Here is a 15,308-nt window from a genome sequence, read left to right on the forward strand (position 1 = left end):
GTGAGGCGTTGAGCTAACCAATACTAATTGCCCGTGAGGCTTGACCATATAACACCCAAGCAATTTGAGAACCTGAAAGGGCATCAGATTGCGGTTTGTGAAGACGAGACGAACCGAAAGTTTGTAGATCGCAAAACACCGAAAGCTGTCACATACCCGATTTGCTGAAGCGAGGCCGTTTGGTCACGAGTCAGTACCCGAATTTCTTGACGACCATAGAGCATTGGAACCACCTGATCCCATCCCGAACTCAGCAGTGAAACGATGCATCGCCGATGGTAGTGTGGGGTTTCCCCATGTGAGAGTAGGTCATCGTCAAGATTAAATTCCAGAACCCCTGTTTGCTCACGCAGACAGGGGTTTTGTTTTGGGCGCTCGGAAAGCAACGACCCTTTAGTGACCGACAAATTTGCACAGTTATTTCTGAACCAGACCACTAGAATAGGCACCTAACCTTTTTTAGAGCCAGAGCCCTATTTATGTCCGATCCGGTGGATGCCCTCGAGATGTCGGATTTACCACTGGCAGACCTGGTGGCATGCCACGAGTGTGATTTGCTGATGCGCAAACCCGTGCTTGCCCTCGGCGAAAAAGCCCAGTGCCCGCGTTGCGGTTACGAACTCTACGCTCACCGCCACAACGTCGTTGAGCGCAGTCTCGCGTTGGTACTTGCTGCACTGCTGCTATACATCCCTGCGAACTTTCTACCCATCATGCAACTCAATCTACTCGGGCAGTCCTCAGAGGACACCGTATGGAGTGGCGTTGTCGGCTTGTTCGATACCGGTATGCAGGGAGTCGCCGCGGTAGTGTTTCTGTGCAGCATGGGTATTCCCTTGCTCAAGTTGCTCTGCCAACTAGCCGTGTTGCTCAGTATTAGATGGAAGATTGGCCGCAGCTACGGACTGTTGCTGTACCGCATCTACCACCATATGAAGGATTGGGGGATGTTGGAGGTCTATCTGATGGGCGTGCTGGTGGCGATCGTAAAACTAGCCGATATGGCCTCAATTACGATTGGTCTCGGTCTGGTCTGCTTCGTCAGTCTATTAATGGTTCAGGTTCTGCTTGAAGTGGTAATGTCGCCGCACCAGATCTGGCAAGCACTGTCAGGGGACGATGATCATGCGGGCGATTGATGCGGGTATTCTGATCTGTACCGAATGCCACGAGTTGAACAAGCAGGAACCGGACACCGATGAGCAAATCTGCACCCGTTGCGGTGCGTTGATCCACGCCCGTCGCCCCAACAGCCTCGCGCGAACGTGGGCCTTGCTGGTCACAGCGGCGATTTTGTACATCCCTGCCAACCTGTTGCCGATCATGACGATCAACACCCTCGGCCAGGGCTCTCCCAGTACGATCATGGCGGGCGTCATAGAGTTGGTGCAGCATGGGATGTACCCCATCGCCGCCGTGGTATTCATCGCCAGTATTCTGGTGCCGACCTTTAAGCTCGTGGGCATTGGTCTGCTACTGTTTTCGGTGCAGCGTCACCAACCGCTTTCTGCGCAACAGCGCATTGTGATGTACCGCTTTATCGAATTCATTGGGCGCTGGTCCATGTTGGATATCTTCGTGATCGCCATCCTGGTGGCGGTCGTTAACTTTGGACGACTTGCAAGTATCGAGGCCAACCTCGGCGCTGCGGCGTTCGCCAGTGTGGTGATATTGACGATGCTTGCCGCTGTAACTTTCGATCCCCGACTGATTTGGGATAACACGGAGTCGGATGACGACCATGAGTGACCTACCTAAAGCTAAAACCCGCCCAGCCTCCAACTGGTCAGCCATTTGGGTATTACCCCTGATTGCCCTGATCATCGGCGGCTGGTTGGGATGGCGCGCCTATTCCCAGCAGGGCATCGAGATCCAAGTACGCTTTGAAAGCGGCGAAGGGATCCAGGTCAACAAGACTGAGGTGGTCTACAAAGGCATGCCTGTGGGTAAGGTCAAGGCACTCGCTCTGGACGACGAGGGAAACAATCGCGGGGTGATCGCCACCATCGAGATGAACAAGGACGTCGATCAATACCTTAAGACCAATACGCGCTTCTGGTTGGTCAAACCCAGTGTCACCCTCGCCGGCATCACCGGTTTGGAAACCCTGGTCTCGGGTAACTACATCGCCGCCAGCCCTGGCGATGGTGAACCCACACGCAAATTCAAGGCACTTTCCGAAGAGCCACCGTTATCCGACGCCAAGCCCGGCCTGCACCTGACGATCAAGGCCGACCGTCTCGGCTCGCTCAACCGTGGCAGCCCGGTGTTCTATAAGCAGATCCAGGTCGGCCAGGTCAAAAGCTACCTGCTGTCCGAGGACCAGAGCACGGTCGAAATCAAGGTCTACATCGAGCCCACGTATGCCAGCCTGGTGCGCAAACACACACGTTTCTGGAATGCCAGCGGCATCAGCATTGACGCCAACCTCTCCGGCGTAAAGGTGCGCAGCGAGTCCCTTTCCAGCATTGTCGCCGGTGGTATTGCCTTCGCCACGCCGGAAAATCGCAAGGACAGCCCGCCAACCGATCCGAGCCTGCCCTTCCGTCTGTATGAAGACTTCGACGCCGCTGCCGCTGGCATTCGTGTCAAAGTCAAGCTCACTGATTTCGAAGGCCTGCAAGCCGGGCGCACACCGGTCATGTACAAAGGTATTCAGGTCGGCAGCCTGAAAACCCTGAAGATTGATCCAGACCTGTCCAGCGCCAACGCCGAGTTGACCCTCGACCCCTTGGCCGAAGATTATCTGGTGCAGGACACTCAGTTCTGGGTGGTCAAACCGTCCATCTCCCTGGCAGGCATCACCGGCCTGGAAGCTTTGGTAAAAGGTAACTACATCGCCATTCGCCCTGGCGACAAAGGCAGTGCTCCGCAACGTGAATTTGTCGCCCGTGCCAAGGCGCCGCCGTTGGATTTGCGCTCCCCTGGCCTGCATATGGTGCTGTTCACCGATAACCTAGGCTCCCTGGATGTCGGCAGTCCGATTCTCTACAAGCAGGTCAAAGTCGGTTCGGTGCAGAGCTACCAGTTCTCGCGCAAAAACAAGCAACTGGTGATCGGCGTACACATCGAGAAAGAATACGAAAATCTGGTCAACGGTTCGACGCGTTTCTGGAACGCCAGCGGTGTCACCCTGACCGGCGGCCTGACGGGCGGCATCCAGGTCAAGAGTGAGTCCCTGGCCAGTTTGATGGCCGGCGGTATTGCCTTCGAGACCCCGCAACCGAACGTACCGCTGAAAAAACGCATTCCACGCTTCCGCCTGTTCCCTGATCGCGAAGCGGCCAATCAGCACGGCACCTTGGTGACCATTAAGGTCGACCGCGCTGATGGCATGCGCCCCGGCACGCCCGTGCGTTTCAAAGGCCTGGACGTCGGCAAGATCGAGAGCGTCGACCTGAGTGCCGACATGCAGTCGGTGTTGCTCAGCGCGCGTATCACCCAGGTGGCGGATCGCATTGCGCGTGTCGGCAGTCAGTTCTGGGTGGTCAAGCCCGAGCTGGGCCTGATGAAAACCTCAAACCTGGAAACCCTGGTTACCGGGCAATACATTGAGGTACAGCCGGCGGCGAAAAACGCAGGCCCGCAAAAGAGTTTCGTCGCGCTGGACCAGCCACCTGAAGCCGTCCACCAGGAAGCAGGCCTGAGCCTCACCCTCAGCGCCGCCCGTCGTGGCTCGCTGAAAGAAGGCGTGCCGGTCACCTACCGGGAAGTCACCGTGGGCAAGGTCACGGGCTATGAGTTAGGCCAGACCGCTGACCGTGTGTTGATCCACATCCTGATCGAGCCCAAATACGCGCCCCTGGTGCGCGGTGGCAGCCGTTTCTGGAACACCAGCGGCTTCGGTCTGGACTTCGGCCTGTTCAAGGGCGCGACTGTGCGCACTGAGTCTCTGGAGACCCTGGTCGCCGGGGGCATCGCCTTCGCCACCCCGGACGGTGAACGGATGGGCAGCGCCGCACGGCCGCAGCAGACGTTCCCGTTGTTCGACAAATTTGAAGATGAGTGGCTGACCTGGGCGCCCAAGATTTCACTGGGTAAATAAGCCCAGGCGCGCCCAGCGCGGGCTTGCCCGCGATAAGGCACTCGAAAGCACCACAAAACCCAGCCAACAAAAAAGGCCGCGATCCATAGGATCGCGGCCTTTTGCGTTTCAGAGAAAAAACTCAGACCTCATCGAGTTCCGGCTCATCCGCCTGCACATTCACGGTAGCTTTTACGACATCGCGACGACGGATGTACTTCCAGTCCGCCTCATCGATATAGATGCCGTTCGGCCCACTGCCGCCTTCGAGGTCGATCGCCACTTGGGCCGACACTTGCGGCTTCACGCTCGCCAGAATCGGCACAAAGCCTAGCTGCAAGCTGGTTTCCAGCAACGCAGCCTGGTTCTTCTCATCGATGTCCGCCGCCTCGTCGAGGTAATACGGCAAACGTACGCGCCCGGCCTGGTCGCGGTCCATCAAGTGCAGCAACAAATACATGTTGGTCAGCGCCTTGATGGTCATCGTGGTGCCGTTGGACGCTGCACCATCGATGTCCGTGTGAATCACCGGCTGGCCATGCACCTTGGTGATCTCGAAGGCCAACTCGAACAGGTCCTTGAGGCCCAGTTGGTTATGGTTGGCGGCCACTAGGCGGGCGAGGTACTCCTTGGCTTCCTCGTTCTTGTTGTCTTGCTCGGCGCTTTGGCTTAAGTCAAACACCGACAGGGTTTCGCCTTCTTCATACTGACCGGCACTGTGGATGATCTGGTCGATATGCCTGAGGGCTTCCTTGTTTGGAGCCAGCACGATACGGAAGCTCTGCAGGTTGGACACCTGACGTTTGTTGATCTCGCGGTTGAACAACGCCAACTGGTGTTCCAGGCTGTCGTAGTCGCTGCGGATATTGCGCAAGGTGCGCGCGATATCGGTGACTGCCGCGCGGCGTGCCTTGCCGAGCGTCAGTGCCTCATCAGTGCGGTGTGCATAGGCGTTGATCAGCAGTTGCAGGCGACGCTCAACGTCATCCTCGCTGTCGAACTTGGCCACACCCTTGAGGCGCACCTGGGCGTACAGCGCTTCGATCTGGCCATCGGCGCGCAGCAAGCCCTGCCAACTGTCCTGATAGTCATTGAGCAGCGGCAGCAGGTTGTCCATGGAATCGTCGACCGGTTCCATGAACGGCGTGCCGAACGGCAGGTCTGCCGGCAGCAGCTGACGACGGCGCAAGGCGTCATCCAGCGTGCGTTGCTTGGCTTCCATATCAGCGATCTGGCGACCGACCAGTTGCAGCTTGGCCGACAGCTGCTGGACGCGCTCGGTGAAGGCATCGCTGGAGCGTTTCAACTCATCCTGTGCCGCCTCCATCTGCGCCAGATTTTCCAGTTTCTCGCCTTCTTCCGCGCTCAGGGTTTGCGCGCGGCGGAAATCTTCCAGAGCCTTCTGCGCGTCCAGCACCTGCTGGTACAGCGCTTCGGTCTGGGTCTTGCTCGCCGCGCGGTCGGAGGCGACGGCCTGCTGCGTCTTGAGCTGCTTGAGTTCTTTTTCCAGGCGTTCCTTTTGGTCGCGCAACGCGGCGCGGTCCGCCAAGGCTTGCAACGCTGGCGGCTCGATGTGGGAGATGTCGATGGACAGCCCCGGCACTTCAAAGCGCTCACCCTTGAAGCCATCGAGGATATGCTCCAGGGATTTTACCCACTGACCGTCCTCGTCCAGCGTGATGCCATGCTCGCCCAACGGCAGGCTGAACAACGAGCTGTTGAACAAGCGCATCAGGCGCTCGACATCCTGTTGCGAAAACTCTTCGCGCAGTTTGGCGTAGCTGTTGTTGTCCGCGTGATCCAGTTGCTGCTTGACCGACTTCAGGCGTTTTTCCAGATCGCGCAGACGCTCGTCCAGGTCCTCGGCGCTGAACTGGCGCGACTGCGCCAAAGCGCCCGCCAGTTCATCGTGAGCATCCTTGGCCGCGAGCAGTTGCTGCTCCAGCACCTTGACGTCATCGACCAGGGCAAAGCGATGCTTGAGCACCGACAGCTCGCCCAACCAACGCTGGATGCCACTGATTTCACGCTCCAGGCGCATCAGCTCCTGGGTTCCGCCACGCTGGTCGTTCTGCAGCGCGTCCTGCTCGTTGCGGTAGTGCTCGGCCTGGACGGTCAGCTCTTCCTTGCGTGCACTGGCGTAGTCCGACCAGGTGCCGAGCAACGAGTCCAGCAGTGGCGACAGGCGATGCAATTTGCCGCGCAAGATGTCGCGCTGCCTGACGCCGTTGGCCAGGGCTTCGACCAGCGGGCCGGCGGCGACCAGGGAGTTGTAGTCCTGCTCCATGCGTCGTACATCGCGGAAGGCTTCTTCGCACGCTGCAATGTAATCCACGCTGCCCGAACGCAGGCTGTGTTCGAACGCATCCAGGAACAGTTGCTTGAGCTTGGCCGCCGTGATTTCACGCATGTGCAGCAGGTTGATGAACAGCGCGCGGAAGGTCTTCAGGCTCTGTTCGCTGGTGGAGCGCAGCGGGATCAGCGTCAGGTCCAGCGGGATCGATGTGTGGCCGCCCACCAGCAAGCGGCGCAGCTCGTCGGGCTTGAGTTCGTAGGCTTTCAGGCCCTCGCGCTCAAGGTTGGTGAACAGCTCTTTCTGACGCAGGCAGGTGTCGTTTTTCTGGTAGTGGGCCAGGTCGAGTTTGCCGGCGTAGGCAAAGAACTGGTGACCGAAACCGCCGCCTGGCCCGCGCCCGACCACGCCGATGACGTGGGGGCCGTGGGGCAGGGAGACTTCTACCAGGATGTAGCTGGTGTCGGTGGCGAAGTAGAAGCGTCGCGATTGTTCCAGGGTGTACTTGCCGAAACTCATGTCCGACATGCGCGCCAGAATCGGAAACTGCAAGGCGTTGATCGATGCGGATTTACCCAGGTTGTTGGCGCCATACACCGACAGCGGTTCTTCCAGCGGGAACAGGCCCAGACTGTAACCGGCGGTGTTCAATAGGGCGAAGCGGCGGATGCCGTAGCGTTCCTGACTCATGCATCGGTCTCCTGTTCTTCGGCAATGGCGCGAGCCAGGGCGTCTTCTTCGCTTTCGTCGGCAAAGTCACTCAGGTCCAGCGGGTCATCGGTCTTCAGCAGTTTTTCATCGCTGTCTTCGTCGATGATCACCGGTGCCGGCAGTGGCAACACGCTGTGCACGCTGGCCGCCAGGTCGCGGTCCTGCTGCACCGACAGGCACACGTCGAGGAAGCGGTGCATCGGCGGCAGGAAGCGATAGATGCCGTTGTCTTCGCTGGCAAAACCCAGTTGGGTCATACGGCGCATGATTTTTTCTTCGAGTTCTTCCTGGGTCTGTACTTCGGCCTGGATAAACAGGTCGCGGTATTTATCCAGCAGCGATGGCAACTCATCGCGGCCCAGGCTGCCACCGTCAAGCACGGCGATCGGGTCGCGACCCTGGTCGGCCAGGTGCTCGACGATGATGAAGGTGAACAGCGCCAGGCGTTGCGCGGTTTTGTTCACCTGCGCGCTGGCGATGGCCGAATCAGGCACGAAATAGTAGAAACCCCGCGTGTCGCACACCAGCTCAAAGCCCAGGGCCTTGAACAGCGTGCGGTACTGGTCCTGGAAGTTCGACAGTTGCGCGTACAGCTCCGGGTCGCGGCGGCTGACGTGGTAACCCTTGAACAGCTCGCGAAAGATCGGCGCCAGTTGGGACAGTTCGGATAGATCAAGATGCATTGGGTGTACTCGCAGAGTGCTCGGCCACGTCAGACTTGGCCGGGAGCAGGGCGAATGAGCGCAGGCTGACCTGATGCTCGTGTGTGAGGTAATCGCGGCGTTCCAGGCGTTCGCGCTTAAAGCGTTTTTCCCGCGAGAGGCGCGAGAACCAGTACAGCAATTCGTCGGTGGCGCCGTCCGGTTCCTGCTCCAGCAGCCAGGTCATCAGGTCCGGCATCGGCAATGCGTCTTCGCAGCGTTCGAGCATTTCCTTGACCGTGCGCGGTGCGCGCTGGGCTTCGCCCTTGTGGGATTTATGCGCCTTGGGGAAACGTGCCGGCTTGGGCTCGAAGTTGGCCAGGGCATACACATAGGCCTCGACCTGACTGGCACTGCCGAGGAACGTGCTTTGCGGCCGGGTGAACATCGGCATCGCCGCCTGCGGCACCGCGTCCAGGCCTTTGCGGCGGATGGCCGACAGGGCCAGCGCCGCGCCGCGGGTCACGGCGTTGTGCCGACGCGCTTCTTCACGCAACGGCAGCAGCAGTTCGCGCGCATGACGCAAGGTCAGTTGGGCGCTGGTCTGCATTTCGAGGATGCGCGCGTGTGTGCGCAGCAGCATATCGTCGTCCACCAAGTGGCCGAGGCGCTGTTGCTCGGTGAGCAGGCGCAGCAGCACGTTTTCGACCTTGCGCACGCCTTGTTCGAAGGCGCCGTCGGCGTTCACCAGTTGAATCATCGGTTCGACGTATTCGTCCCAGGTCGCAAGGACTTCGGCGTAACGCTGGCGCAACGGGATCTGCCGGTCGCTGGTCTTGGCCCGGTCGGCTACCGCCACGAGGGCCTGTTCGTCGTTTGCGAGCTTTTTCAGCACATCCCGCACGCGCATATCCAGCAGGCGCAGTTGGCGGGCCAGGTCGTGGCCATCACGGATGTCGAAGGCGTCCTGGATATAGCCGGCCAGACGCTCGAGGTGGCGCAGGTAGGCTTCGATTTCCAGGCACAGGCCAAGCCGGTGCTCCTTGCGAAGATAGGCCAGGAAGTCGTGGATCTGCGCATTGAGCTCGAAACGATTCGGGCTCTTGGCCACAGGCACCAGGATATCCAGGCGAATCCACACGTCCAACAGGCTGGTGATGTCCTGGGGCGTGCTGTCCAATTGTTGGGCGGCCAATTGAGCGCGCAGCTCGCCAAGGCTCAGGGTGCCTTGGTCGAAGTGTTCGCACAGTGGCTCAAGTAAGGCCCAGTGTTCGGCGAGGGCGCGCAGGACGCGCTTGGGTTCGATCATGGGAATGGCCGGCTGGTTGGCGATTAAAAGTCGCGATTGTACTGCATCAGGCGCGGGATTTATCCACAGCCGGTCAGTGCGCAGTGGGCGATTGTTACCGAACAGCGGTAGAATCCCCGCTCTTAACTTATCCACAAGTGACCGAGCTGTGCTTATCGAGTCCCGACGCCGCGCTTACTTGGCCGCCATGCAGGTGGTCAACTGGTTGCCCCGCACCGAACTGCCCTTCGCCGCGCCCTCGCGGCCTGAGCTGTTGGAGGCGCTTGAGCCCTATGAGGCGTTCGAGACCTCGGGCGAGGAAGCGGCTGCTCCGGTGGCGGTGGTCAAGCCTGAGCCCCAGGTGCGTGCGGCGGTCGAGCGGGTCAAGGTTGAAGTCCCGCGCCCGACGCCCATGGCCAAGCCTGTCGCCGCCGAAGTCGCGGCCCCGGTGGCCAAGGCCGTGGTGGTGCCACCGCCGCGCTTTGCCTTGCAATTGCTGCGGGCCGGGCATTGCCTGCTGTTGGTGGAGCTGCCCACCGGCGAGCGCTTCCAGACCCGCGATCCGGCCTACATGTTACTCAAAGACATGCTGCGCGCCGCCGGCCTGCCCGACAGCCCGCAAATCGTCGGTGACCCGGTGCGCTGGCCGTTACTGGTGCGCGGCACCATGGACCAGGGCCCGGAAGCGGCGCGTGATTTTGTCCAGGGTTTTGTCTCGGCACGCCTGGAAGACGAACCCTGTGTGTGCCTGTGGCTGATCGGCCTGCCCGCCGTGCGGTTTGCAGGCGAAGCCAACGCCGAAGCCTGGTACCGCGAACTTCAGGTCGAAGGCCTGGGTTCGGTATGGGCCCTGCCGGGTCTGGAACTATTAATGGAAGAGCCACAGCGTAAGGCTGATGTCTGGCAAGCCATGCGCCGGCTGATGGCGCGCTGGAAAACAACCGATGAGTGAGGCTTTATCCTTCCGCCCGATGACCGAGGCCGACCTCGACGCCGTGCTGAAAATCGAATACGCGGCGTTCAGTCACCCCTGGACCCGCGGCATCTTCCTAGACGGGCTGGGCAAGTACCAGATCTGGCTGATGTTCGAAGGCGAGCAGCAAGTCGGCCACGGCGTGGTGCAGATCATCCTCGACGAAGCGCATTTGCTGAACATCACCGTCAAACCGGAAAATCAGGGCCGTGGCCTGGGCCTGGCGCTGCTGGAGCACCTGATGTCCCGGGCGTATGCCGCCAATGCCCGCGAGTGCTTCCTGGAAGTGCGCGACAGCAATACGGGCGCGTTCCGCCTTTACGAGCGCTACGGTTTCAACGAGATTGGCCGTCGCCGGGATTATTACCCGGCAGTCGGTGGTCGCGAAGATGCGGTCGTCATGGCCTGCACGCTCGTCGATTAACCACACAGAACCGACGTGGCGGGGCACTTGTCCTCGCCACACTGGAAGCACGTAGTGTCAGCGCTTGCCGTTGAGTGGATCCAGATCAGCCAACTCCGCCTCATCCAACCCATTGCCGCCGCCAATATCGTTTTCACCGACAACGCGCAAGTCGTAGTCCGCGGCGTTTTCCTCACCTTCCTCCCGCGCATCCCGCGCGCCGTCCTCATGGATGAGCGTTTCCGGGCTCATATCGTCGTCGGTCGACTCATGATCATCGGTCGAGGCGCCCGTCAGCCCGGCCTCACGCACCCGCTCGTCGGGCATCAGATGGTCGCGCTCGCGTCGCGGCAGTTCATCGCCGATTTCCGCAGTCTGGTCGGGCTCGTCAAAGTCCAGCTCGCGCATCGAGCCCATGCGGTCCTCGTTGTCATCGATCGGTTCGGGCTGTTCGGCACCGTAGGGACGTCGTGATTCAGTCATGGCCAATCCTCATACTGTGGGGCTTATAGTGTGTGGACAGGCACGGCGACCCAAAGATTCAAGCTAATTAACGCTCGGCGTGACCTGGACGAAGGCGCGACAGTCACACACCTGCGCATCATTCCTGAGGCTTTCCCTGATGAACGAATTACAAGACCTGCTTGATAACAACGAACGCTGGGCGGATGCGATCAAACAGGAAGATCCCGAATTCTTCGCCAAGCTCGCCCGCCAGCAAACCCCGGAATACCTGTGGATCGGTTGCTCCGACGCGCGCGTTCCGGCCAACGAGATCGTCGGCATGCTGCCCGGTGACTTGTTCGTGCACCGCAACGTGGCCAACGTGGTGCTGCACACTGACCTTAACTGCCTGTCGGTGATCCAGTACGCGGTCGACGTGCTCAAGGTTAAGCACATCCTCGTCACCGGCCACTACGGCTGCGGCGGTGTGCGTGCTTCGATGCAGGATCGCCAGTTCGGCCTGATCGATGGCTGGCTGCGCACCATCCGCGACCTGTACTACGAAAACCGTGACGTGCTGGCCCAACTGCCCACCGAAGAGGAGCGCGTGGACCGCATGTGCGAACTGAACGTGATTCAGCAGGTGGCCAACGTCGGTCATACCAGCATTGTGCAAAACGCCTGGCACCGGGGGCAGAACCTGTCGATCCATGGCTGCATCTACGGCATCAAGGATGGCCGCTGGAAAAGTTTGAACACCACCATCAGTGGGTTCGAACAGTTGCCGCCGCAGTATCGCCTGCGCCCGTTGGGCGAAGCCTAAGGGCGTTTGCGCAGCCGCCACTGGGCGATGAACGCCTGCCCTTCGGCGTTCAAAGGCTCCTGGCTGCCGGTGATCCACCCTCGGCAGTTCAGCTCGCCACATTGGCAAGCGAACTGCCGGAACAGCACGTCCTCGGTGTTGGCGTAATCCATCGTCAACAGGTCACCGACGCATATTTCGCGCAGCGTCCAGACTTCCAGGTAATGCAGGTCGAGGAACACGTTGGGGGTGCAGGAATGCAAGAACATCCCGCTGAACCAACAATCATACAAGTGGATGCGTGACGACAGTTGCAAGGTGTGCAAGCGCCGCTCACTCAGGGCGTAGCCAGACACCTTGGCGATACGCACGCGGCTGTCAAACGCGACGCGTGCCTGGATGCCGGCGCCCTTGCCGTCTGGCGTTTGCACCAACGCAAACTGTTGTGTGGTGGGGTAGCCCGAGCCGAGCTGGAACGGGTAAAGGCATTCACTCACAGCGTTTTTAGCCTTATCCATGGCCTGAGTTTTCATAACTCTCCTTGGTAGGCTGCATCGACCTGCGGGTGATGGCTGACTTCCAGTCTTGCAGCGGATGGGTACAGCTCAAGGCTCGCATCAAGTGTGATGGGATTTCTACTGTCATATATGACAGTAGAAACCGACCGGGTTTTGTGCGCCTACAGTACCGGAGCCATGATGGCAGGGGCTGGCGCGGCGCTCTTCAACTGCTTCAACTGAGTTTTGATCGTCGGTGTGGCGCATTTGGCGTTGGCCTGTTCGGCGCTCAGGTTGCGCACCGAGGTGTAGAACAGCTCACAGGTTTGTTCCTTGCGCGTGACCTGCCAGGTATTCATGCAGGCCTTGAGCAATACATTGGGGTCGCTCGCCGGCTTCTGGCCCATCCCAGCCTGCCAGCAGGCCGCGCTCAAGTCCTGGCCCATGACCTTCAACCCGGCCTCGTCGGCCTTCTGCTCGTCGCCGCCATAGCTCTCTGGGTCTGCTGCATACCAGATGTAGCTGGGGTGGTTGGAGCCCAGTACCGAAACACGCCTGCCCTCGGCCGGGCTGATCTGTGCCAGCCCGAGCACCGCCACGGACTGCCCGTATTGCTGCTTGATCCAGTTACGGACCGGCGCGCCGAACGCGACCATAGGCAGGGAGCCGTTGGGCAGCAGGCTCAACTCCTTGACCATGCGCGTCTGGTAATCGGTGAAATAGCTGTAGACCCCCTCCAGGTCTTTACCCGCGGTAGCGGGCGCAGCAATCGGCGCGATGTCGATCATGGTCTGGTAAGCCGGGGTTTCGGTGGCCGGCACGCCGTTGGTGGTGAGCAAGTCGGCCCAGCGATCCGTGGTTTTCGACTCCAGATAGTCCTGGGCCTGGGTCAGTGAGTAGTCCGGCGGAAAGTGCATCAACTCAATGCTTTTGCGGTTCTCCAGCGCCATGCCCAACGGCAAGAACAGGTACCAGTTGAAGGCCCATTTCCCGTCGCTGTTGAGCTTGCTGGCGCCCTGATAAGCCAGGTCGGCGGTATTGAGCAGCGTTGTCAGGGGGTGACCATAACTGTCCGGCACGCCGCTGAAGGTCGCCGTTACCTGGTCGTCGTGGCGCTTGACGCTGACCTTGGCCCGGCTGTAACCGTCACGCTGCAGGCTCTGGTTCAGATAGTGCTCAGCGGTCTGCTCCAGCGTCCATGGCCGAAAGCAAATCACGTTGCAATTATTGGGGTAAGCGAACAGCTGGGTGACACGTTGCGTACTGCCCAGCGGCACCTCGAGGTCGGCCTGTACGACCGCGCTGGTCATCAGCGCGGCCAGGGCCAGGGACAGCTTGGTCGGTTTGAACATAGTTAATTCCTTGTCAGCGAAAGCCCGTCTGCGCGGGTTGAAAGCCACTGGCACACAGTAGCGGTTGACCAGGAAAAACGCGTGCGAAATCGCCAGGCATGTCGCTATTGGATAAGCGTCCTACACGTTGAACTGCAATGCATTGCTCAAATCGCCCATGGGTTGCTGGCCGCGGGCGATCATCGCGTCATCGCGCTGCTTGAGGCCGTCCAGGGTTTCAAGCTGAAAGACTCGGGTGATCAAGCGCAGGATCGACGCGGTGTCATACACCGTGTGGTCCACCATGCCTTTGCGCGCAAACGGCGACACCACCAGCGCAGGCACGCGCGAACCTGGGCCCCAGCGATCACCTTTAGGGGGCGCTACGTGGTCCCACCAACCGCCGTTTTCGTCGACCGTGACCAGCACCACCATATTTTTCCATTGCGGGCTTTCTTGCAGCACCTTCAAGGCGCGGGCGATGTGGCGATCGCCCGAGGCCACATCGGCATAACCGGCGTGCATGTTCAGGTTGCCCTGAGGCTTGTAGAAGGTCACGGCCGGCAACTTGCCCGCCTGGGCATCGGCAAAGAATTTATTGGTGCTGGACTCATCGCCCAAGCCGCCATCACGCAAGCGTTTGTCGCGCTCCGTGCGGTTCTCGGGACCCTGTTGCTTGAAGTAATTGAACGGCTGGTGGTGGTACTGGAAGTTCGGGATCTTTGGGATGCCGCCCGAGTCCTTGAACTGCTCCAGCGTCGCCTGCCAGGCGCCGGCGTACCAGGCCCAGTCGACGTTTTTCTTCGACAGCTTGTCGCCGATGTGTTCGTGGGTCTGCGGCACCAGCACGTTGGGTAGGTCGGCCTTGGCGTAATCCGGGTTTTGCGGGTCGCGGATCCAGGTCGGCCAGTAGGGCGGGGCCAGGGTGTTCACGGCGTAACCGTCCGGGGTCAGCGCGCTGGGGCCGAACTGCGGTGGGCCGCTCATGGCGCTGGCCGGGGATGTGCCCAGGGGCTTGAGGCGTGTGTCGGTCGGGTCATCGCTTTGCAGCGTGGCGATCTGCGCCTTGGCCACTGACTGCGTGGCATTCGGATACACCGGCGCGGTGGCGCTGATCAGGTATTGATGGTTAAGAAACGAGCCGCCGAACGCACCCTGAAAGAAGTTATCGCAGAGCACGAATTCCTTGGCCACGTCCCACAGGCGCAGGGCATAGCGGCTCTGGGCGTAATGCCCCATCACCAGGCCACCGGCGTCCGCCCAGGCGACAAAACCGTCGTTCTTGCCGCCATTGATCTGCATTTGGTTCTGATAGAACACGTGCCACAGGTCACGGGTGACCAGACTCAGAGGCAGGTCTTCGCCATTCGGGCCTTTGAGGGCGTAGGGGGCGTTGGGCAAGTTGTCTTGAAATTGCACTTCGCTGGCGTAGGTCACGCCATCCACCGTTTGCGGGCCGACTTGCAGCACGCCGCCCCAGGCCGGCGGCAGGGCTGGCAAGACGCTGCCATCGCGGTCACGTTGCTGAGTCTCGGCAGCGGACAACGCCGACAGCGGTTTCTCAACGCCCGGAAAGTCTGCAAACAAATTGTTGAAGCTGCGGTTCTCGGCGTAGATCACCACCACGGTTTTCACCTGGTCGCGCAAGGCTTTATCCAGCTCCTGCGGGGTGAGTGCCCGCGGCTCCGGTTTGCCCGGCGTCTGGCTGGGATTGCCGCAAGCGCTTAACGTCGCGCCCACCCCCAGCACCGCCGCGCCGCCCAGGAAGCGCCGGCGGCTGCTGTCTACCGGTGGCGGGGTGATGGAGTCGGCGGAAGGGCGGTCTTCGGGCTTATCACTCATTGCGGCGGAGTCCTTGGCGATATGTTGCAAGATATTTCGCAGGACGGTAGCAATGCAAT

General features: G+C 60.3%; 13 protein-coding genes and 1 rRNA gene. 7 read left to right on the forward strand and 7 right to left on the reverse strand.

The genetic code is table 11. The features are described 5' to 3' along the window. Nucleotides 1-205 precede the first annotated feature (205 nt). From rrf to KZX66_RS00020, 4 genes are all read left to right on the forward strand, one after another. A 5S ribosomal RNA gene (gene rrf / locus KZX66_RS00005) occupies nt 206-321 on the forward strand. Between the two features lie 158 nt (nt 322-479). Then, entirely contained in the window at nt 480-1,139 is a 660-nt protein-coding gene (locus tag KZX66_RS00010; protein ID WP_248074989.1) for a paraquat-inducible protein A, read from the forward strand. Next, entirely contained in the window at nt 1,126-1,749 is a 624-nt protein-coding gene (locus KZX66_RS00015) for a paraquat-inducible protein A (RefSeq protein WP_248074991.1), read from the forward strand. The genes KZX66_RS00010 and KZX66_RS00015 overlap by 14 nt, the downstream gene beginning before the upstream one ends. Then, entirely contained in the window at nt 1,742-4,045 is a 2,304-nt protein-coding gene (locus tag KZX66_RS00020; protein WP_248074993.1) for an MlaD family protein, read from the forward strand. The genes KZX66_RS00015 and KZX66_RS00020 overlap by 8 nt, the downstream gene beginning before the upstream one ends. 121 nt (nt 4,046-4,166) lie before the next feature. Here KZX66_RS00020 and mksF read toward each other — a convergent pair whose 3' ends face one another. The 3 genes from mksF to mksB are packed head-to-tail and all read right to left on the reverse strand — an operon-like array spanning nt 4,167 to nt 8,978. Continuing rightward, complete coding sequence (gene mksF / locus KZX66_RS00025; protein WP_248074995.1) at nt 4,167-7,007, reverse strand: Mks condensin complex protein MksF; 2,841 nt, start codon at nt 7,005-7,007, stop codon at nt 4,167-4,169. Further along, entirely contained in the window at nt 7,004-7,711 is a 708-nt protein-coding gene (mksE, locus tag KZX66_RS00030) for an Mks condensin complex protein MksE (protein ID WP_248074997.1), read from the reverse strand. The genes mksF and mksE overlap by 4 nt, the downstream gene beginning before the upstream one ends. Continuing rightward, the gene (gene mksB / locus KZX66_RS00035; protein WP_248074999.1) at nt 7,701-8,978 is read right to left on the reverse strand and encodes an Mks condensin complex protein MksB; all 1,278 of its coding nucleotides are present in this window, start codon (nt 8,976-8,978) and stop codon (nt 7,701-7,703) included. The genes mksE and mksB overlap by 11 nt, the downstream gene beginning before the upstream one ends. A gap of 187 nt (nt 8,979-9,165) precedes the next feature. Here mksB and KZX66_RS00040 point away from each other — a divergent pair, with 187 nt between their 5' ends. Then, entirely contained in the window at nt 9,166-9,909 is a 744-nt protein-coding gene (locus KZX66_RS00040; protein WP_248075964.1) for an energy transducer TonB, read from the forward strand. Beyond that, nucleotides 9,902-10,354 (forward strand): ribosomal protein S18-alanine N-acetyltransferase, encoded by a 453-nt coding sequence (gene rimI, locus KZX66_RS00045; RefSeq protein WP_003188286.1) that lies wholly within the window; start codon nt 9,902-9,904, stop codon nt 10,352-10,354. The genes KZX66_RS00040 and rimI overlap by 8 nt, the downstream gene beginning before the upstream one ends. A gap of 57 nt (nt 10,355-10,411) precedes the next feature. On the opposite strand, the gene KZX66_RS00050 is transcribed toward rimI, so the two are convergent. Further along, complete coding sequence (locus tag KZX66_RS00050) at nt 10,412-10,816, reverse strand: serine kinase/phosphatase (protein WP_248075000.1); 405 nt, start codon at nt 10,814-10,816, stop codon at nt 10,412-10,414. 139 nt (nt 10,817-10,955) lie between these two features. Here KZX66_RS00050 and can point away from each other — a divergent pair, with 139 nt between their 5' ends. Then, complete coding sequence (can, locus tag KZX66_RS00055) at nt 10,956-11,600, forward strand: carbonate dehydratase (protein ID WP_159958797.1); 645 nt, start codon at nt 10,956-10,958, stop codon at nt 11,598-11,600. On the opposite strand, the gene KZX66_RS00060 is transcribed toward can, so the two are convergent. From KZX66_RS00060 to acpA, 3 genes are all read right to left on the reverse strand, one after another. Next, on the reverse strand, nt 11,597-12,112 hold the full coding sequence (locus KZX66_RS00060) for an SET domain-containing protein-lysine N-methyltransferase (RefSeq protein ID WP_248075002.1): 516 nt from the start codon (nt 12,110-12,112) through the stop codon (nt 11,597-11,599). The genes can and KZX66_RS00060 overlap by 4 nt on opposite strands. A 146-nt stretch (nt 12,113-12,258) precedes the next feature. Next, nucleotides 12,259-13,428: a hypothetical protein gene (locus tag KZX66_RS00065; RefSeq protein ID WP_248075004.1), complete on the reverse strand. Its 1,170-nt coding sequence runs from the start codon at nt 13,426-13,428 to the stop codon at nt 12,259-12,261. A 120-nt stretch (nt 13,429-13,548) separates the two neighbouring features. Continuing rightward, nucleotides 13,549-15,249, reverse strand: a complete 1,701-nt coding sequence (acpA, locus tag KZX66_RS00070; protein ID WP_248075006.1) for an acid phosphatase — start codon at nt 15,247-15,249, stop codon at nt 13,549-13,551. Nucleotides 15,250-15,308 lie beyond the last annotated feature (59 nt).

The sequence above is a fragment of the Pseudomonas sp. EYE_354 genome (assembly GCF_023148575.1).
Classification (GTDB): Bacteria; Pseudomonadota; Gammaproteobacteria; order Pseudomonadales; family Pseudomonadaceae; genus Aquipseudomonas.